A 20,582-nucleotide genomic window follows, 5' to 3' on the forward strand; every position below is an offset into this window, starting at 1 on the left:
ATAGATTAAATGAGTTCTAGTCGGCGGCAAACTTGTCATTATAGTACAGAACTAGCAGTAAGGTGACGATTACGGACGACGCAATTCCCTCAAAAAACAAGGAGAAACAATACATATTGATGGAAGGATGACCTCCGAATAAAAAACTCTCCGACAAATTATGAATATAAGCATCTCCACCTCTCATATAGCTATAAATCAAAAGACCAAGGATAGATAATGTGACTCCGACAAGAGAAGTAGTTAATGCTGCCTTGATATTGTGCAAAAAACTTGTGTTACCGTTTTTAACCCTTGACTTTAATGTGTCATTTACGGCATAAAGGACAAAGAAAACATTCAGTAATCGTAAATAGAAAACATTGGATAAACCCAAAAATTCCATCAAGAGAAAATAGGTTCCTATTGATATAAAAATAAAGTACCCGTTTTTAATTTCTTTTTTTACTTTCATGGCTTGTTTTTTTTTAAAAGTTAGAAATGCAATAGGTGTTTGGTATTCAGTATGTTGATATAAATTTACGAAAAATTTTAACAAAAAAGAGGTGATAACGACAAGAGTTTTTTCTTATTATTGTCATTTTCGTAAAAAGTTGGATGATTCGGCCTCAGGGTTGTCATTCCGAGGAACGAGGAATCGCATAATCCGATAACGCTATGTTATTCGAAGCTAGCGCGAGCGTCCCGCTCGTGCCCGCAAACAAAGGTTTTAAGATTATGTAAATTGGAACGGGCACGAGCGGGACGCTCGCGCTAGCTGTGCTAAATGCTTAAAATCTAAAGTTTAGATTTGAAATAAGCCAAAGCTGTTTCTTTGTCTTTTTCTAATTGTTCTTTCAAAAGTGCAACCGAATCAAATTTTACTTCGGATCGGATTCGTTCCAATATGGAAACGGTGATTTTTTGGTCGTATAAATCTTCGTCAAAGTCAAAATAATTGATTTCGATTGTTTGATGTTTCCCATCAACAGTAGGGTTGAAGCCAATGTTCATCATGCCTAAAACCGTTTTTGTTTGGATGATACTTTTTACAATATAAACGCCATTCTTGGGAATAAGCTTGAAGGTTTCGGCAATTTTTAAATTTGCTGTGGGAAATCCTATTGTTCTGCCCAGTTGTTTTCCTTTGGCTATAATTCCAGTTAAAGAATAATTATAACCTAGATATTCATTGGCCAAAGCCATATTTCCTTCGGATAAGGCGTGTCTAATTTTTGTTGAACTTACAGATACTTCTTTGATTTCCTGAGCCGAAATTTCTTCTACTTCAAAATCATATTGTGCTCCAAAAGCTTTTAAATCATTAATATTTGCAGTTCTGTTACGTCCAAATCGATGGTCATGACCAATTATGATTTTATAGATATGAAATTTATCTACAAGAATGTTTTTTACAAATTCTTCGGCGGTTAACCTTGAGAAACTTTCGTCAAAAGGATGGATGACCAAATTTTGAATCCCGATTTTATCCAGCAGTTCAATTTTTTCTTCTATAGTATTGAGTAGTTTGATATCTGAATCCTCTTGTAGGACCATTCGCGGATGCGGAAAAAATGTAAGTACGAGACTTTCGTATTTCTCGTTTTCGGTATTTTGAGTGACTTTTTCCAATATTTTTTTATGTCCAAAATGAACGCCATCAAAGGTTCCTAATGTAAGAATTGTCTTTTTTGCATTTTCACCAGATGCAATTTGGAAATCGTTTATAGAATGAAATATTTTCAAAATACCTTTTTTAAAATATTTTGCAAATTTATATTATCTATTTTAAAAAGCAGGATAAGAAGTTTTTAAATTTATTAGCTACCGCATTCTTTATGTTAAATAAATATTTTAAATTACGTTATATTATTCTTTTGTTAAATCGTTTTCAAAACTTTGGTTATTCCATTGTAAAATGAGTTAATTTTGTAAAATAATCATGAAGTAATAGTATCGAGAATTGGCCCCAATCGAAATGAATTCTTCTGTTCGCGTATTGGTAGCAGTTGATGAATTCTAAAATTAATAGGACGGATAGAACAAAAATAGAGTGAAATTATATGAATTTGTCAATTCATAAAACACGGTCAGCTTATGAAGAGATTATTATTTTTCCTGATAGTATTTGTTTTGAATTTCGTTGGGTTTTCACAGGTTAAATCATCCTGGAAATCCATAAATCCTACTCAAAAGGTACTTGTTTCAAAACAGGAAAATGATTTGGGATTGAATCATCAGCTTTTGTTCTCCTTGAATGAATCCGAATTCAGGCAGTCGCTGACAGCACTTCAGTCCAAAACTGAAACAACCATAGCTGTTGCAATTCCTAATGGAGAAGGAAAAACAGAAGAGTTTGCTGTTGTGGAATCTTCCAATTTTGCACCCGAATTACAAGCGAAATATCCAGAAATTAGATCCTATTCTGGGACAGGGATTACTGATCCAAAAGCATCAATTAGTTTTAGTGTGTCTCCAGACGGTGTTTCTACAATGGTTTTGAGAGGAGATAGCGATTCGGAATTTATTGAACGGGCAGATAACGATAAATCGATATATGTTCTTTCCAGTTCGAAGAAAAGAGAAAAGGGAATTTTGCCATTGACTTGTAAAACGGTTGATGTGGTGTTGAATAAAGATTTAGTGAAGAAAACTGCCGAAATCAAGGCCACTAATGGAGTTTTTAAAACTTTGAGACTAGCTCTGTCTTGTACAGGTGAATATACTCAGTTTTTTGGAGGAACAGTAAATAATGCCCTGGCAGCAATGAATGCCACAATGACACGCGTTAACGGTATCTTTAATAGAGACCTAGCTACTAAACTTGAAATTATTTCCAACAATTCGATTATAATATACACAGATGCCGCTACCGACCCCTATTCTGATGCGAAGGCTGGAGTTGCCGGTGCATGGAACACAGAATTGCAGAAAAATTTAACTTCGGTTATTGGGGATGCAAATTATGATATTGGGCATTTGTTTGGTGCGTCTGGAGGTGGAGGAGATGCTGGTTGTATAGGGTGTGTTTGTGTTAATCCAACGACTGCGGAACCAAAAGGAAAAGGAAGCGGTTTTACTTCACCATCCAATGGTACGCCAAAGGGAGATCTTTTTGATATCGATTTTGTAGCTCACGAAATGGGGCATCAATTGGGAGCCAATCATACTTTTTCCTATGATATTGAAGGTTCTGGCGTAAGTGTAGAGCCGGGAAGCGGTTCTACTATTATGGGTTATGCTGGAATAACCGATTATGATGTTCAGGATTATTCGGATGATTATTTTGCCTATGCCAGCATCGTGCAGATACAGAGTAATTTAAGTACAAAAACCTGTCCCGTCAGTACCACATTTCTCAATCAAAAACCTGTGGTCAATGCGGGATTGGATTATACAATTCCTAAAAGTACCGCTTTTGTTTTGAATGGTACTGCTACCGATCCTGATGGTAATACAATGACATATTGTTGGGAACAAAATGATTCTGCGAGTTCGCCCGAAAGTGACTCCAAGAGTATCGCTTATGCGACAAAAACCAATGGGCCTAACTTCAGGTCGTTTTTACCTGTAAATGTTACCAATCGTTATTTTCCGGCTTTTGCTAAAGTTTTGGGTGGTCAGTTGGTTTCTACCTGGGAGGCAGTTCCTTCGGTGGCAAGAAATTTGAGTTTTGCATTTACCGTCCGTGACAATGCGGCTTTGGGTTCAGGACAAACGAATTCAGATGTGATGATACTCACTGTTGACGCAACTAAAGGGCCATTTGCAATAACATCGCAAAATGTCGCTGATTCCAGTTGGGTTTTGGGTTCTTCGCAAACTATTACTTGGAGTGTAAATGGATCTGATGTTTTGGCGGGGGCATCCAATGTGAATATAAAAATGTCTACAGATGGTGGTTTGACTTTTCCGATTGTTTTGGCACCTAATACACCAAATGATGGTTCTGAAGTTGTTACAGCTCCTTTAACCGCAGCCAAGAATTGCAGGATTTTGATTGAGCCAACAGCAAATGTTTTTTATGCCATAAATAGTAAGCCTTTTGCTTTGGGATATTCGATTTCGACTACGTGTAATACGGCTGCCTATTCAACAGGATTGCCTGCAGCAATACCCGAATCAACAACTTATGCAGAGAGAACTATTGATGTGCCTGCAACTACTTCGGAAATTAGTGATGTTAATGTTAATGTGAAATTTACCCATACATATATTTCAGATGTTCAAATTGAGTTGGTAAGCCCAAAAGGGACTGTTGTGAAATTGTTTGACAAGGCCTGCGGGTCGACAAACAGTAGTTTAGACTTGACTTATGACGATACGGGAGGAGCTTTAACCTGCGGTATGACTGCGAACCAAACAGTGACCCCTGCCGGAAATTTGTCTGCTTTTAATGGCGAAAATCCAAGTGGAACCTGGATATTAAGGTTTAGGGATAACGGCGTTGGCGATTCGGGAACACTCAATTCGGCTTCTGTAACGATATGCTCGAGTTCATATACTACTTTGGCAACTAAGCATTTTGAAACCAATGATTTTGTGTTGTACCCAAATCCGAACAAAGGGAATTTTAATATTCGTTTTTCAAGTTCCAATACGACCGATATTCAGGTTTTGGTGACCGATTTGTCGGGAAGAAAGATTTATGATAAAAAATTTGCAAACACAGGCGATTTCAATCAGAATATTCAGTTGAAGAATGCTGCAGCGGGAACTTATATTGTAACGGTTGTAGACGGTGATCGAAAAGAAGTTTCTAAAATTATTGTGAAATAGATTTGTTATAATCTAAAGAAAGGGGAAACAGTTGTAAATTGTTTCCCCTTTTTTATTTTCCGTTAAAAGTAGTCATGGTGTTTTCGACTCCTGCTGTTCCGAATGATCTTATGATTTCAGAAGCAAGTTCGAGCCTTTCAGGAAGTTTGGCTTGTTCGTTTTCGTCCCAATCTCCCAGTACGTAATTGATTTGTTGGCCTTTTTTAAATTCGTCACTGATACCAAAGCGGAAGCGGGTGTATTCTTGCGTACCCAGAATTTGATTGATATTTTTGAGTCCGTTGTGACCTCCGTCGCTTCCTTTTTTGCGGATACGAATGGTCCCGAATGAAAGATTCAAATCATCGGTGATGACAAATATGTTTTCCAGAGGAATGTTTTCTTTGTCCATCCAGAATTTTACGGCTTTACCGCTTAAATTCATATAGGTGTTTGGTTTTAAAAGAAAAAAGGTTCTTCCTTTGAATTTGTATTCGGCGAGCGCTCCCAGTTTTACGGTTTCGAATGGGATTCCTTCTTTTTTGGCAAGGAAATCAAGGACTTTGAAACCAATATTGTGTCGGGTGTTTACGTATTCGGAACCTATATTTCCTAGACCGACGATTAGAAATTTATTACTCACTTTTTTTATATTGTTTTTTTGGTGTTCGTGAACCTCCGGTTTTATGTTATTTGTGTTCTCTTCTGTTTTTGGTGATGAAAACAGGTTTTGCATCCATTTTATCATGCTGCAAAAATAGGTTTAATCTGTTAATTTAAGAAACTTGTGTGTTGGAAAATGGTTTGGGGAGTTGCACCGGGGCCACCCCGCCTTTCAGGCACCCCTCCAGAGGAGGGGAAGTCGCTTGTGTTCCCCTCCTTTGGAGGGGTGCCCAAAGGGCGGGGTGGTTTTTCTCAATCTTGTAAATGATGACAAGAACAAAACCATAAAACCTCTTTAGCCCCGATGGGAGTGAAAATCCTCGCATCTCGTCTTTTGGGACGAGAGGAGAGATTGTAGCGGACAGCGGGAATCCATGTTTTTTGAAGATGCCTAATCATTCGCTTCAAATCAAAAAAAAAGCACCAGTTGTGAAACTGATGCTTTTGGTATAGTGATTGAAAAAGTATTATTTTTTCTTTCCTTTTGCAGGAGCTTTTGCAGCTTTTGCAGCTTCTTGAGCAGCTTTCATCGCCGCACGAGAAATCTTCACTTGACAAATTACTGTATTGTCTGGGTGCATGATTTTGAAGTTTGGAGTTGGCACTTTAGTAACGTATAATTTGTTACCCATGTCAAGAGGTGTGATATCAGCCTCAACAAAATCAGGAAGGTTTTTTGGTAAAGCTTTCACTTTTAATTTACGGTTGTTCATACGTAAATCTCCACCAGCCATAACTCCTTTTGAGTTACCAATAATTTTTACTGGAACTTCGATAGTGATTTCTTTGTCATCATGGATTTGAAAGAAGTCAATGTGTAAAATTTTGTCTGATACTGGGTGTACCTGGATGTCTTGTAAAACTGCATTGTAAGATTTACCGTTTCCAAGTTCAATCACAACTGTGTGTGCGTTTGGAGTGTAAACCAAGTTCTTGAAAGCTATAACTTCCGCTGAAAAATGAACTGCCTGATTTCCTCCGTATAATACGCAAGGAACCAATCCAGCATTACGTAAGGCTTTTGTAGCAACTTTGCCCACGCTTTCTCTTTCTGATCCTTTAATTGTAATCGATTTCATTTTAAATATTTATATAGTTATTAATTAAACTCTTTTTTTAGTCCTCAGTGGTTAGTTTTTTAGTCCATAGTAGCTGACTAATCACCAAGGACTAATCGCTGAGGACTAAGAAAATCTACATTAAAAACTTTCCACTAATGGAATTGTTGTGATGTACCATGTACATTACTTCGGCAAAAAGTGGGGCGCAACTTACCACTCTTATTTTGCTTGATTGTTTTTTTAACGGAATAGAATCGGTTACGATTAATTCTGATAATTTTGAATTTTCTATTTTTTCGTAAGCATTACCGGATAAAATAGCGTGAGTACAAATTGCTCTTACGCTCAAGGCTCCTTTTTCGATCATCAAATCGGCTGCTTTTGCCAATGTTCCTCCTGTGTCAATCATATCGTCAACAAGGATTACGTTTCTGCCTTTTACTTCTCCGATAAGCTCCATAGTTTCGATTATGTTGGCTGCTTTTCTTTGTTTGTAACAGATAACTACTTCAGAATTTAGGAATTTAGAATAAGCATAAGCTCTTTTTGATCCTCCCATATCTGGCGAAGCGATAGTTAAATCGGTAAGCTCAAGACTTTCTACGTATGGTAAAAAGATAGTCGATGCAAAAAGGTGATCTACTGGTTTTTCAAAGAATCCTTGTATTTGATCGGCATGCAAGTCCATTGTCATAATTCGGGTTGCTCCGGCCGCATTTAAGAGATTGGCTACCAATTTGGCTCCAATCGGCACTCTTGGTTTGTCTTTTCTATCCTGTCTTGCCCAACCAAAGTATGGGATAACAGCTGTAATATGTCTGGCAGAGGCGCGTTTGGCTGCATCTATCATTAGTAACAACTCCATTAAATTATCGGCAGAAGGGAAAGTGGAACAAACGATAAAAACTCGTAATCCACGTATGGACTCTTCATATGAAGGCTGAAATTCGCCGTCGCTATAAGTAGACATAGTCATTTTTCCCAATGGGATTCCATATTCTTTTGCAATCTTCTCTGCAAGATATTCACTTTTTGAACAGGCAAAAATTTTAGCTTCTGGTTCTAGGTGTGACATTTAATTTGTTGTTTTTATTTCGTTGCGGTTTATATGAGTTCGGCTATACAATATTGTTTGGCCTGAAAAAATATAAATACCTCGAATGTAGTTAGTTGTGTGTGATGTTTTTTACGAGGTGCAAATTTAGAAAATAAAATCAACACTGAAAGGAAAAATTTCAGTATTTTTATTAGAATGTTTAAAATTTTTTTCTACATTTGCACCGTGTTAAAGGAAAAGATAATTGTAACACAATTTATCTCTTTATTGCGTTTGAAATAATTGTTTATTATTTCATGTCTGCTAAGCCCGGATGGCGGAATTGGTAGACGCGCTGGTCTCAAACACCTGTGGGAAACCGTGCCGGTTCGACTCCGGCTCCGGGTACTTAAAAAGTCTGTAATCACTTGTTTTTCAAGTATTACAGGCTTTTTTTTATTCAAGTTGCCAAACTATTGCCAAACCATTTCAAAAACATACATTTGTATTGGTTTACGATGCCAATTATAAACCAACGTTTGAAAAACGTAAAACGGGAGCCTGAACAACTCCCGTTTTTTATATTTCTATTTTTTATGTAATGTTCTTCGTAATATATCTAGTACCACATAGAGGAACACAAAATCAAAATGATTTAAAAATCAGAAATTACTTTTTTGTTTTCTTCCAAAAAAAGTTAACCCAAAAGTGATTTATACAAAATGTTGTTTTTATTATAATGAATACTGGGTTTTCAATTTATTTTTGAATCAAAATAAATGCTGTTTTAAGCCTGGTTATTAAAATTAATAAAAACCCTTTTTTAAAGAATGCTAAAAAAATGGGGGTATGGTGTTAAGCTAAATCCAAACCTATAGAAATTATTTTATTTGTTGCATCAGGTTACATAACTGCTACCGCAATTCGTCTATTTTGCGTTAACACTTTTGAATGTATTTTTGATTTGAATAGCGTAACTCACCATAAATATTTTTATAAGTAAAACACTACACCTAATAATCTAATTAATGAGTTGTCGGGTAATAGTCGGGTAAAACCAAGAGACAAACACAGTATTATTCATATTATCAATTAGTTAGTTTTAAAAAAGGTACTCTTGCCTAGAGTAACATCGCCAATAGCTTCCTTTTTTATAATCAAATAGGCAAGTAAAAAAGTCAAAAGTTTTGCAAACGAGACCTATTAAAAAACACCCCCACCACTAATCATAATCGACTTTTATTTTTTGTGTTTTGTTGTTAATGCAGGGGTATAATATTGTATCCAAATATTCCTCACTGAATATTTAACGCAACATTCTGATCCTTGTCGAAGTTAGAAAGTTTGCAGCAGGATATCTTTATCATTTTCTCCTGCCATTTACTGCGTGGAATATTTCCACATGTCACAAGGATGCTTAATTGTAGTTGTCATCGGTGTCTACCTTTTCAGTTAATCTTATTTTTAACCCCTTGTAAAAAGATTTTTTAAATTAAAATGGAACATCCCAATCTTCATCCTCATCCCAATTCTCATCATCCTTATCTTCATCTTCATCAGAATTGGAGTCCAATATTCCAAAAGCTTCTTCATAGGTTGGAAGTTCACGAGTATCATTCCGAATTTCGTTAAACATATTTTTCACAATTTCACCCACTAATTGAGGCTCATTTTTTATATTTTCTTGAATTACATTGCTGCTTTGCAAATTTGATACTGGTGTAAATCTTAAATTTATTGAACCATCGGTTTGGATCCACCCACTATAAATATACTTCTCTTTTGCTCTAAATATTACGTCCCTTTGTAATGTAAATGCCCCACTATAATCTGGATGGTTAATTGTTTGCTTATATTCCTTTCTAGCAAGTGAAAAACGTAATTCATCCAATGCAGTAGATGGTTCTCGATCCTTATCAGAATCTGCTTTGTTGAGAAATAAGTTTTTAATTGCTTCATTTATTCTTTCGTCAAATTCTAATTTATCAACCCAAATACCATTTCTAATTGCATTAAAAAAACCTAGACTTTCAAATTTATAAACATATCGCCACATTGATTTATCACCTCTATTTCCGTTAAAAACATTGGCAAAAATCTTATTCATTGTTTTGTTTTCAATAAGTTTATAAAGTATATTTAACTCATTTTTAGGTAATTCAAGCCATTTTTTTTCATTTACGACTTCATCAAAAAACGCGAGCTTTTCTTTTCTTTTTTCTTCCTGCCTATTTTGATGTTCCTTCCACTCCTTTTCATTTTTTCTACGAAATTCTTCTCTACATTCTGAACAGTTATTAACTTTGCTCTTAAAAGTGTAATTAAAATCGCTTCTTAAGAAAATTTTGTCCTTCATTTCTTTATCACATTCACAACAATTGCCATGATTTATTTCACAATGAGCATGTTTTTCAAGCAGTGTGTTAAGTTCTCCTTGTTTGATACCATGCATTTTGATAATTCCCGCGACTTTATTTAAGAAAATACCATCCTGAATAAGCCAATAATCGTTAAGCATCTGTTTAGATTTAGCATCTAAATCTTCGTCAATATGTATTTCATAATCCTTCATACTCCATTCTTTTAAATATTTGTAAATATTGTCATATATGGCATTACAAGATGCTAATATATACAATTCCTTGCCTTGTCAAATATGTCAAGAATGGAAAAATCAGATTTATTGGAATTATTAGGAAAAAGGATAAAGGAACTACGATTAGAAAGAGGAATGTCTCAAGTTGATTTAGTAGCAAAAATGCAAGGAAACATTGATACTACAAACATTTCGAGAATTGAAGCTGGCAGAACAAATCCAACAGTTTATAGTCTTTATAGATTAAGTGAAGCGTTGGAAATTTCAATGAGTGAGTTAGTAAATTTCAATGTTAAAAAGTAACACAGCTAATGATCTTAAAATCAATTTGATTAATAATCCGAATAAGACTTATGTAATAATTGTATAAATTGTCGAAAGTAATTAATAAAAGTATTCAGAAAACTAGTTAAAAGCACCTTCTGGACTACTTCTTAAGTATTTAAATTATAATTTTAAAATTTACTATTAAAGTAGCTGACTAAAGATAGATAGTACCAGTTTTAACACGGTATTAATAATCAATCCATAAAATTTGATTAAATTTGGTGTAAATTAAGACTAAAATGAACAAATTTCACATAATAGTAATCGTATTATTTGGCTTTTTATTGATGCCAAGTAGTTCTTTTGCGTGTGAAAATAATTCTGCAAAACATTCTTCTCAAAAAGCAGTTTCATCAAATACCTGTAATGAAGATTGTTGTAAAAATGATGGTCATTCAAAAAACAAAAAACACCAAGGTTGCGGTAAATGCAACCATTCGAATTGTGGTTGTGCTTCTACTTGCAATTCATCTGTTTCTATAAATGAATGGTACATTACTACCAATTGTTTTAATTTCTCTTCAGAAAAACCAAATTTTTACAACTATGAAACCGCCATTTCTTCCGGTTTCAATTCTTTATGGCTTATACCTAAAATAAGCTAAATCAAATTTTGACAGCCATAAGTGTGTCAAATTCAAAGCAATTCTTGCTTTAAAATCATTTATTCTATCGATTAAAATTATTTGTAAATTTATAGCTTAAGACTCTTATTTACAATTATTTACAACTCTATAGAATTCATAATTATTTCAAACGTATAATAAAATGGAAATTCACTGAATCGATTCTTTCGATGAAGTCAATTCTCTGTTTAATAAAAATCCAAAAAAATGAAAAATTTAATTATAGTATTAAGTGCAGTTTTTGCATTTACTACCGTAGCATCAGCACAAATAGCTACAAAAGAAGAAGAACAAAAAATTGTGTATGTGTGTCCAATGCATCCAGACGAAACGAATCTAAGCTCCGGAAAATGTCCAAAATGCGGAATGGAATTGAAAAAAGTTACCGAAAAAATACCGACCTATGCTACAAAAGGAAGTCAGCCTCAAAGCAAAACGATAATAAAATATGTCTGTCCAATGGACAGCACAACTTCGGATAAACCTGGAAAATGCTCCAAATGTGCAATGGCAATGGTAAAAACTACTGAAAAAGTAGACACACACGCTCAAAAAGGAAGCCAACCTAAGACTAAAACTGTGATAAAATATGTTTGTCAAGTAGACGGTACAACTTCAGCTACTGCAGGAAAATGTTCTAAATGCGGAACTGAAATGGTAAAAATTACCGAAAAAGTGGACTTACACCCGCTAAAAGGTAGCCAGCCTAAAACTAAAACTGTGACAAAATATGTTTGTCCAATGGACGGCACAACTGCCGACACCAAAGGGGAATGCCCTAAATGTGGGATGGCAATGATTCAAAAAGAAAACAACAAATAATTAATCAAAGTTTTATAAACCTAAAAAAAATAAAGATGAAAAAATTAATTCTTTCAGCCGTAGTACTATCATTAGCATTAGTTTCTTGTAACCAAAAAAACAAACAAGAGGAAACAGTTAATCCAGCCACAGAAAATACTGAGACTGCAACTGTAAAAGTCGACCCAAATGCATTTTCCGTTAAAGATATTGTTACGGATTATTTGTCTTTAAAAAATGCATTGACCAAAGATGATTCTAATGGAGCTTCAAGTGCAGGAAAAAAATTGGTGGAAACTTTAGGGAAAACGGATATGAAAAAATTGTCTGGCGAACAGATGAAAACCTATATGGATATTGCCGATGACCTTAAAGAACATGCCGAGCATATTGGAGATAACGCCGGAAAGATTGCCCACCAAAGAGAACATTTTGTTTTAATGAGCAAAGACATCAACGACTTGGTACAAAATTTTCAATCTGAACAAAAACTGTATCAGGATTTTTGCCCAATGGCCGATAATGGTAAAGGTGCAATTTGGATAAGCGAATCAAAAGAAATTAAAAACCCTTATTTCGGTTCTGAAATGCTTACTTGTGGTTCTGTGAGAAAGGAGTTCTAAGATGAAAAATATCTTCAAAAAGATATTAGGTATTGGATTAATTATTTTTTTGCTCTTGCAGTTATATCAGCCTGCTCGAAACGTTGCTTTCGAGCAGGATTTAACTGCTGATTTTTCAAAAGCATATCATGTCCCTTCTAAAGTTGAGACGATATTGCGAAACTCTTGTTATGATTGTCACAGCAATAACACTAATTATCCCTGGTACTCCAATATTCAGCCTGTTAGATTTTTTTTGGAAAACCATATACAAAATGGGAAAAAAGATTTGAATTTCGATGAATTTGGAACTTATTCAAAACGCAAGCAAAATAGCAAATTGAAAGCTATAAGTAAACAAATTAAGTTGAATGAAATGCCTTTGAGGTCTTATACTTTAATTCATAAAAATGCAATGCTTTCCACTGGCCAAAAACAGGAAGTAATCAATTGGATTAATAGCCTTAAAGACAACTAATAATCAAACATGAATTATTCTTTATAAATTAAAAAACAAAATGAATATCAACAATAATATAGATAAATTAGGCACACTTGGACTTTTCCTAACAGCAGTATTTTCTCCATGCTGTTTTCCTCTTTTTGCATTCATCGGTTCAGTTTTTGGATTGGGTAGTTTCGAATTGTTTGGTGGATGGACAATGTGGATATTTCAGACAATGATTTTAGTATCAATTTCAGGCTTGGTTATTTCGTATAGAAAACATCAGAATCTTTATCCTTTATTGATAGCTATTCCAAGTGGAATAATTATTTTATTCGGATACTATTTCAGTATTAATTATTCACATGTTTATATAGGGATGTTTGGTTTATTAATTGGAACTGTAATTAATTATTACTCAAATAAAATGGTAAGTAATTGTAAAACTTGTATCGTATTCAACGGTAAATCTGTGGAGCTAAAATCAACTCTGACTTGTCCAAACTGTGGACATAAAAAAGATGAAATGATGCCAACAGATGCTTGTCAATTTTTTTATGAATGTGAAAATTGTAATACAGTTTTGAGACCCAAACAAGGCGATTGTTGTGTTTTTTGTAGCTATGGGAATATAAAATGTCCGCCAATACAAGCTGGAGACAAATGTTGTTAAAAAATTAAAACGTGATGGTAGAAAAATTAATATCATTTTCATTAAGAAACAGATTTATAGTCCTGCTCATTTCAGCCGGTCTATTTGCTTGGGGTGTTTATTCTGTGCAACAAAATCCCATAGATGCCATTCCTGATTTATCCGAAAATCAAGTAATTGTATTTACGGAGTGGATGGGAAGAAGTCCGCAGGTTATCGAGGCACAAGTAACCTATCCCTTGGTGTCCAATCTACAAGGAATACCAAAAGTCAAGAATATTCGTGGTGCTTCTATGTTTGGGATGAGCTTCGTATATATTGTTTTTGAGGACAATGTAGATATCTATTGGGCAAGAACCCGGGTTTTGGAAAGACTCAATTATGCCCAGCGCCTTTTGCCTCAAAGTGTGGTTCCAACTCTTGGCCCAGATGGAACAGGTGTAGGTCATGTTTTTTGGTACCATTTCAAGGCGAATGGTATGGACTTGGGAGAACAAAGAGCATTACAGGATTGGTACGTGAAATTTGCATTGCAAACTGTTCCGGGAGTTGCCGAAGTAGCTTCGTTTGGTGGTTTTGAGAAACAATACCAATTGGTTTTAGACCCTTTGAAAATGCAACATTACAAAGTCAGTATGATGGAAGTGATGAACGCTGTAAAAGCCAATAATAATGATGTAGGCGGACGGAAATTCGAAATGAGTGATATGTCATACATAATAAGGGGATTGGGATATATAAAAAACATAAAGGACGTCGAGGACATAGCCATTAAAAATTACAATTCTATTCCGGTTCGAATAAAAGATATTGGCTCCCTGCAAATGGGTGGCGATTTGCGTTTAGGAATTTTTGACGAAAACGGTTCTGGCGAAGTAGTTGGCGGTATTGTAGTGATGCGATACGGAGAAAATGCCGATAATGTCATTAAAGCTGTCAAAGCAAAAATGAAAGAAGTGGAGAAAGGACTGCCGGAGGGTGTGACTTTTAAAACATCCTATGACCGAAGTGAATTGATTGAAAAAGCAATCGATTCTGTCAAAGGAACGCTAATCGAAGAGATGATTGCAGTATCAATAGTGGTTTTACTATTTCTTTTTCATTGGCGAAGCGCATTGATAATACTCATCCAATTACCCATATCGGTTGCTATTGGCTTCATTTTACTTGAAGCATTTGGTATTTCATCAAACATTATGTCATTGACGGGAATTGCTTTGGCAATTGGAGTTGTCGTAGATGATGGTATCGTAATGGTAGAGAATGCCTATAGAACAATTTCGGAAAAACAGGAAGAAATGGACAATAACCAACATCTTACTTAAAATGAAAGACAAACTCAAAAATATATTCAAAAAAGAAAACGACCCATTATCTTCAGAAGAGAAACGAAAGCTAATAGAAGCCTCTTCTAAATTAGTTGGCCCGGGTGTGTTCTATTCGACAATAATCGTAATTGCATCTTTCTTGCCCGTATTTCTGCTAACGGGAATGGAAGGTAAATTATTTGGCCCATTGGCATGGACAAAATCGTTCATACTGATAGTTGATGCTTTTTTAGCCATTACACTTGCCCCAGTGCTGATTAGTCTTTTACTAAAAGGAAAACTTCGTCCAGAAAACAAAAATCCAATAAACAGGAAATTGGAAAGCATTTACACTCCTATTTTGACCCTTTGTTTAAAATGGAGAAAAACAGTTTTGGCGGTCAACATTGTGGCACTGTTAATAGGCATATTGATGTTTACTCGTTTGGGGTCAGAATTTATGCCTCCGCTCGATGAAGGTTCTGTTCTTTTTATGCCTGTAACTCTGCCTGATGTTTCCAATTCCGAAGTGAAACGAATTTTGCAGATTCAGGACAGATTGATAAAATCAATTCCCGAAGTGGCTCACGTTTTAGGGAAAGCAGGCAGAGCCAATACTGCAACCGATAACAGCCCCATAAGTATGATTGAAACTATTGTTTTGCTAAAGCCCAGTAACGAATGGAGAGAAGGCAAGACGAAAGCCGATATCATAAATGAAATCAATAATAAACTGCAAATACCAGGAGTTACTAATGGTTTTACGCAACCTATTATTAACCGTATCAATATGCTTTCCACAGGCATTAGAACCGATGTAGGTATAAAAATCTACGGCGAAAGTTTAGATACGATTAATGCTTTATCACAAAAAATAAAAATGGCATTGGATGGAACATCGGGGGTTAAAGATTTGTATTCCGAACCCATTACAGGTGGAAAATACATTGATATCGAGCCTAAAAGAGAAGTTATAGGCAGATATGGACTTTCAATAGACGATATAAACGCTGTTGTGGAAGCTTCTATCGGTGGAATGAAACTCACCACAACTATTGAGGGAAGACAGCGTTTTTCGGTCAATGCGCGATATGCACAAGAATACCGAAACAGCATTGAAGCCTTGAAAAAACTGCAAGTACAAACAATGGAATTTGGCCCCATACCATTAGAAACGGTTGCCGATGTAAAAATAAGTGATGGCCCGCCTATGATAAACAGCGAAAATGCGATGCTTCGAGGCAGTGTATTGTTTAATGTTCGGGATAGGGATTTAGGAAGTACGGTCAAAGAAGCACAAAGAAAATTGAATGAAATGATTACTAAAATGCCAAAAGGCTATTATGTGGAATGGAGCGGGCAATGGGAAAATCAAATTAGAGCCAATAAAACTTTGGGTATAATTCTCCCGATTGTTGTCGTGATTATTTTCCTCATTTTATATTTCACTTATCATTCTATGAAAGAGGCCTTGATTACTATGATAACGGTTCCGTTTGCATTGATTGGCGGAATTTTTATGGTCTATTTTTATGGAATTAATTTATCGGTTGCCGTGGCTGTCGGTTTTATTGCCTTGTTTGGTTTGGCTGTCGAAACGGCGATGCTGATTACCATTTATTTGAACGAAGCAATGAATAAAATGGTCGAAAAATACGGCAACAGCAACGAAACCTTGACTGAAGAAATAGTAAGAGAATATATTATTGACGGTTCCGCCAAGAGATTACGCCCAAAACTGATGACCGTTTCGGTTTCTTTGTTTGGTCTGATTCCCATTCTTTGGGCAACAGGAACAGGAGCTGATGTAATGCTTCCTATCACAGTTCCGCTCATAGGCGGGACAATTACTTCAACGATTTATGTATTATTGGTAACCCCTGTTGTTTTTGAAATGGTAAAACTTCACGAATTAAGAACAAAAGGAAAAATTAATCTTATAGATGCAAAACATTAAATTTCATATCGTCCTAAGTTGTTTGATTTTATGCGTTGCAATCAGCAAAGCCCAAACACTTACGTTGGATAATGTCTTGAGTACAATCAATACAAATAATCCACAATTGAAAATGTATGATGCCGATATCCAAAGTATGGATGCTTCGGCCAAAGGAGCCAGAAGTTGGATGCCTCCACAAGTGGAAACGGGATTATTTATGACTCCCTATAATACCAAAATGTGGAAAGCAGATGAAATGAACCCCGGTATGGGAAGCTATATGTTGGGTGTAACCCAAATGATTCCGAATGCTTCTAAATTAAATGCCAATGAAAATTTGATGAAAGCGATGTCATCGGTCGAAAATGAAAATAAAAATTTCACTCTGAACCAGTTAAACGCATTGGCAAAAACTTATTATTACGAATGGATTATCATTAGAAAAAAAATAAAAATAGCCCAAGACAATCTCCAGCTCCTTGATTATATGATTAAAAGCATGGAAATACGTTATCAGTACAACATGGATAAATTGCCATCATATTATAAAGCCAAGTCGCAATATGCTACTTTGCAAAGTATGATTGTGATGTTGGAAAATGATATTTCCCAGCGAAAATACATGCTCAATACTTTAATGTCGCGTGATAAAAATGTGGATTTTGACATTGATTCAAACTACGAGATTAAGGATTTCAATCTTTTTGAAACCGATTTGTCTTCTTATATCAACAATCGCAGTGACATCAAAGCCATTGACAAAACCAAGGAAATCAATAATTATAAAATTGAGGTGGAGAAAGTATCAACCAGACCGGAATTTGGCGTAAAGTACGACCATATGTTTGCTTTCGGGAATCAGCCACAGCAGTTTTCATTAATGGGAATGATGACAATTCCGATGTCTTGGTCAACTAAAATGAATAAAGCGAATATCGAAAGTTATCGTCTAAAAAACGAAAGTTTGGATTGGCAAAAACAAATGATTGCCAACGAAGTAAACGGAATGATAAAAGGCATGAATGCTGAATTTTTGAATCTGAAAAAACAATACCAAATTACCCAAGACAACATTATTCCTGCTTTAAAAAGAAATTATGATACCGCGATTTTAGCTTGGCAAAACAACACCGGGGATTTATTCGTTGCATTAGAAGCTTGGGAAGCTATGAATATGACTCAAATCGATGCATTGGATAAATTAAAATCAATTTTAACAACACAAGTAGAAATAGAAAAACAACTAGAAGTCAAATAATTATGAGTAAATACACGAAATATGGTTTAGTTGGGATTGCTATTTTGATTGTTGGAATTGCAATCTATTTCCTTGCAACCAAATCAGGAAATCATTCTGAAATGGAACATCAAAATGAAGTTTACACTTGCTCGATGCATCCCGAAGTGATTAAAGACAAACCGGGCAGTTGTCCTATTTGCGGAATGGCTTTGGTAAAAAAAATAACCGAAGACCATTCTGACACAAATGATTCTATCGACGACCTTCTGAAACCCACCGATAAGTTTGTCGTGGGAAATTATCAAACCACCACTGCGAAAGACACCATTATAAGAAGTAATATCAGTTTGCCTGGAATTGTCACTTACGATTCGAATTCTGCGGTAAATATCTCGGCAAGAATCAATGGTCGAATAGAGAAAATGTATGTCAATTATAAGTACCAAAGAGTAACGAAAGGACAAAAAATATTTGAATTATACAGCCCGGAATTATTGACTGAACAGCAAAATTTTATTTATTTGATTTCCAATGACAGTCAAAATACATCGATTATCAATTCAGCAAAACAGAAATTATTGCTTTATGGAATGTCCAATAATCAGATAAGTGCATTGGCTTCCGCTAAAAAAGTAAATCCTGTAATTGCTGTTTATAGTCCTGCTAACGGAATCATTACCGGAACCGAAAAAATGACTAATCCTGATACTTCTTCGATGCAGAATGTAAGCAATACTACAGAAGCTTTGGATGTTAAAGAAGGAAGTTATATCAAGAAAGGAGAAGTTGTTTTTAAGTTGATGAATACCGATAAAGTTTGGGGTATTTTCAATGTTTTGCAAGGATATAGTAGCCTAATTAAAATCAATCAGTCCATTGACATCACTTCTGAATTGGAAGAAAAGAATACTATTTACGCAAAAATAAATTTTGTGGAAACGCAATTAAATCCAACTGACAAGACCAATAGAGTCCGGGTATATCTGAATAATGCAAATATAAAACTGCCCATAGGCACAAGATTGCAGGGAAGCGTGCAATTAAATTCCACAAAGGCAATTTGGTTGCATAAACAAGCTTTGGTTAGTTTAGGTAACAAAAAAGTTGTTTTTATAAAATTGGACAATGGTTTCAAAGCAAAAGCCATCCAAACAGGACTGGAAATAGATGATTTTGTTCAAATACTTGAAGGGCTTTCTGTGGGAGATACAATAGCCCAAAATGCACAATATCTAATCGACAGCGAAAGCTTTATTAAAACCGAATAATGATGAAATACGAAGTATTCACCAATACAATTAAAATCAAAATGATGAGTAATACAATGAAAAAAATCAGTTTACTATCATTACTCTTTACAACAATGATAGCTTGTAATACTAAAAACAAAGAAGACCACAGCGGACACAAAACGACAGCTGAGGATGTTTTCTATACTTGTTCTATGGATCCGCAAGTGAAGGAAGACAAACCGGGGAAATGCCCTATTTGCCACATGAAGCTTACGCCAATAAAGCATGATAACTCCGAGGCCAACGAAATAAGTTTGAGTAAACAGCAAATCCGACTAGGGAATATTACTACTCAAACCATTTCAAAAAGCCAAAGCAGTCTGGAGCAAAATTATACCGGAGTATTAGCCATTAATCAGGAAAAAGCCAATACTGTTTCGGCAAGAGCAATGGGACGCATCGATAAGTTGTTTTTCAAAACCATTGGCGAGTATGTCAAAAAAAATGAACCGGTTTATTCTTTATATAGCGAAGATATAGCTATTGCAAAACAGGATTATTTAACAGCCTACAAACAATTGGCCATGCCGGGGGATTTTGGCAAAAATGCCCAAAATATGCTCAAATCGGCCAAACAAAAATTATTGTTTTTTGGATTAACCAATGCACAAATTGAAAGTATAAAGACCAAGGCTGAAGTTTCTCCCAATACTATTTTTCACAGTACGGCTAGTGGTTATATTTCTGAAATAATTGCAACAGAAGGCAGTTATGCGATGGAAGGTTCGGCAGTGATTAAATTGGCCGATTTAAGCAGTCTTTGGCTCGAAACCCAAGTAAATGTGTCCTATGCCAAAAATGTACATCCTGGACAAATCGCGAAAGTTGTTTTTCCTGATTTTCCTGATAAAATAATTAATGCAAAAGTTTCATTTATTAATCCCGAAATCAATCCCGACACCAGACTGCTTCTGGTTCGATTGGAAATTCCCAATCACGATTCCCAATTAAAACCCGGAATGCAAGCCGTAGTTAAATTGACCCAATCCAATGTAAAAGGATTGTTTATACCTGTAGATGCAGTGATTCGGGAAGAAAATGCCTCTTATATTTGGGTAGAAAAAAGACCCGGTGTGTTTGAAAATGTTATGGTAGAAACAGGAGCCGAAGTCGAGGGCATGATTGAAATTAAATCTGAAATAGACAGCTCCAAAAAAGTGGTTATCACAGGAGCCTATGCCATAAACAGCGAATATAAATTCCGTAAAGGTAGTGACCCTATGGAGGGGATGAAAATGTAATACATTTGCAATAATCA

18 protein-coding genes, 1 tRNA gene and 1 pseudogene are annotated in these 20,582 nt (G+C 35.3%); 14 read left to right on the forward strand and 6 right to left on the reverse strand.

The genetic code is table 11. The features are described 5' to 3' along the window. Positions 1-16 precede the first annotated feature (16 nt). Together EM308_RS05095 and EM308_RS05100 are read right to left on the reverse strand one after the other, a co-directional pair. A complete protein-coding gene (locus EM308_RS05095) occupies positions 17-454 on the reverse strand; it encodes a hypothetical protein (protein WP_035633566.1) in 438 nt (145 codons plus the stop codon). A 323-nt stretch (positions 455-777) separates the two neighbouring features. Next, entirely contained in the window at positions 778-1,725 is a 948-nt protein-coding gene (locus tag EM308_RS05100; protein ID WP_035633482.1) for a bifunctional riboflavin kinase/FAD synthetase, read from the reverse strand. A 351-nt stretch (positions 1,726-2,076) separates the two neighbouring features. Here EM308_RS05100 and EM308_RS05105 point away from each other — a divergent pair, with 351 nt between their 5' ends. Then, the gene (locus tag EM308_RS05105; protein ID WP_035633480.1) at positions 2,077-4,758 is read left to right on the forward strand and encodes a zinc-dependent metalloprotease; all 2,682 of its coding nucleotides are present in this window, start codon (positions 2,077-2,079) and stop codon (positions 4,756-4,758) included. A 52-nt stretch (positions 4,759-4,810) separates the two neighbouring features. On the opposite strand, the gene pth is transcribed toward EM308_RS05105, so the two are convergent. From pth to EM308_RS05120, 3 genes are all read right to left on the reverse strand, one after another. Then, positions 4,811-5,485, reverse strand: a complete 675-nt coding sequence (gene pth / locus EM308_RS05110; RefSeq protein WP_035633477.1) for an aminoacyl-tRNA hydrolase — start codon at positions 5,483-5,485, stop codon at positions 4,811-4,813. 382 nt (positions 5,486-5,867) lie between these two features. Further along, the gene (locus EM308_RS05115; protein ID WP_035633475.1) at positions 5,868-6,479 is read right to left on the reverse strand and encodes a 50S ribosomal protein L25/general stress protein Ctc; all 612 of its coding nucleotides are present in this window, start codon (positions 6,477-6,479) and stop codon (positions 5,868-5,870) included. A 115-nt stretch (positions 6,480-6,594) separates the two neighbouring features. Beyond that, entirely contained in the window at positions 6,595-7,536 is a 942-nt protein-coding gene (locus EM308_RS05120) for a ribose-phosphate pyrophosphokinase (protein WP_035633473.1), read from the reverse strand. 289 nt (positions 7,537-7,825) lie between these two features. Here EM308_RS05120 and EM308_RS05125 point away from each other — a divergent pair. Further along, positions 7,826-7,905 (forward strand) — tRNA-Leu (locus EM308_RS05125). Between the two features lie 1,084 nt (positions 7,906-8,989). Here the strand turns inward: EM308_RS05125 and EM308_RS05130 are convergent. Next, positions 8,990-10,069: a hypothetical protein gene (locus EM308_RS05130; RefSeq protein WP_035633469.1), complete on the reverse strand. Its 1,080-nt coding sequence runs from the start codon at positions 10,067-10,069 to the stop codon at positions 8,990-8,992. Between the two features lie 93 nt (positions 10,070-10,162). Here EM308_RS05130 and EM308_RS05135 point away from each other — a divergent pair, with 93 nt between their 5' ends. The 12 genes and pseudogenes from EM308_RS05135 to EM308_RS05185 all read left to right on the forward strand — a co-directional run bounded on the left by EM308_RS05135 (position 10,163) and on the right by EM308_RS05185 (position 20,565). Then, the gene (locus tag EM308_RS05135) at positions 10,163-10,396 is read left to right on the forward strand and encodes a helix-turn-helix domain-containing protein (RefSeq protein ID WP_035633466.1); all 234 of its coding nucleotides are present in this window, start codon (positions 10,163-10,165) and stop codon (positions 10,394-10,396) included. A 263-nt stretch (positions 10,397-10,659) separates the two neighbouring features. Beyond that, entirely contained in the window at positions 10,660-11,025 is a 366-nt protein-coding gene (locus EM308_RS05140) for a hypothetical protein (RefSeq protein WP_035633463.1), read from the forward strand. Positions 11,026-11,253: 228 nt separating this feature from the next. Continuing rightward, positions 11,254-11,868, forward strand: coding sequence for a heavy metal-binding domain-containing protein (locus EM308_RS05145; protein WP_035633461.1), 615 nt, complete (start codon positions 11,254-11,256; stop codon positions 11,866-11,868). 35 nt (positions 11,869-11,903) lie between these two features. Further along, positions 11,904-12,470 carry a DUF3347 domain-containing protein gene (locus EM308_RS05150; protein WP_035633564.1) on the forward strand — a complete coding sequence of 189 codons (567 nt, stop codon included), beginning with the start codon at positions 11,904-11,906 and terminating at the stop codon, positions 12,468-12,470. Position 12,471: 1 nt separating this feature from the next. Continuing rightward, complete coding sequence (locus EM308_RS05155) at positions 12,472-12,927, forward strand: heme-binding domain-containing protein (RefSeq protein WP_035633459.1); 456 nt, start codon at positions 12,472-12,474, stop codon at positions 12,925-12,927. Positions 12,928-12,967: 40 nt separating this feature from the next. Next, positions 12,968-13,297, forward strand: a pseudogene (locus EM308_RS18225) (MerC domain-containing protein); the annotation flags it as partial. A gap of 24 nt (positions 13,298-13,321) precedes the next feature. Beyond that, the gene (locus EM308_RS18230) at positions 13,322-13,567 is read left to right on the forward strand and encodes a GDCCVxC domain-containing (seleno)protein (RefSeq protein ID WP_051877621.1); all 246 of its coding nucleotides are present in this window, start codon (positions 13,322-13,324) and stop codon (positions 13,565-13,567) included. A gap of 14 nt (positions 13,568-13,581) precedes the next feature. Beyond that, positions 13,582-14,871, forward strand: coding sequence for an efflux RND transporter permease subunit (locus EM308_RS18305; RefSeq protein WP_035633456.1), 1,290 nt, complete (start codon positions 13,582-13,584; stop codon positions 14,869-14,871). A 1-nt stretch (position 14,872) separates the two neighbouring features. Next, a complete protein-coding gene (locus EM308_RS18310) occupies positions 14,873-16,810 on the forward strand; it encodes an efflux RND transporter permease subunit (protein WP_035633454.1) in 1,938 nt (645 codons plus the stop codon). After that, positions 16,797-18,050 (forward strand): TolC family protein, encoded by a 1,254-nt coding sequence (locus EM308_RS05175; protein WP_035633452.1) that lies wholly within the window; start codon positions 16,797-16,799, stop codon positions 18,048-18,050. The genes EM308_RS18310 and EM308_RS05175 overlap by 14 nt, the downstream gene beginning before the upstream one ends. A gap of 2 nt (positions 18,051-18,052) precedes the next feature. Then, a complete protein-coding gene (locus tag EM308_RS05180; protein ID WP_035633451.1) occupies positions 18,053-19,300 on the forward strand; it encodes an efflux RND transporter periplasmic adaptor subunit in 1,248 nt (415 codons plus the stop codon). Next, entirely contained in the window at positions 19,300-20,565 is a 1,266-nt protein-coding gene (locus tag EM308_RS05185) for an efflux RND transporter periplasmic adaptor subunit (protein WP_231926276.1), read from the forward strand. The genes EM308_RS05180 and EM308_RS05185 overlap by 1 nt, the downstream gene beginning before the upstream one ends. The last annotated feature ends 17 nt before the right edge of the window (positions 20,566-20,582 follow it).

This window comes from Flavobacterium gilvum, assembly GCF_001761465.1.
GTDB classification, from domain to species: Bacteria; Bacteroidota; Bacteroidia; order Flavobacteriales; family Flavobacteriaceae; genus Flavobacterium; species Flavobacterium gilvum.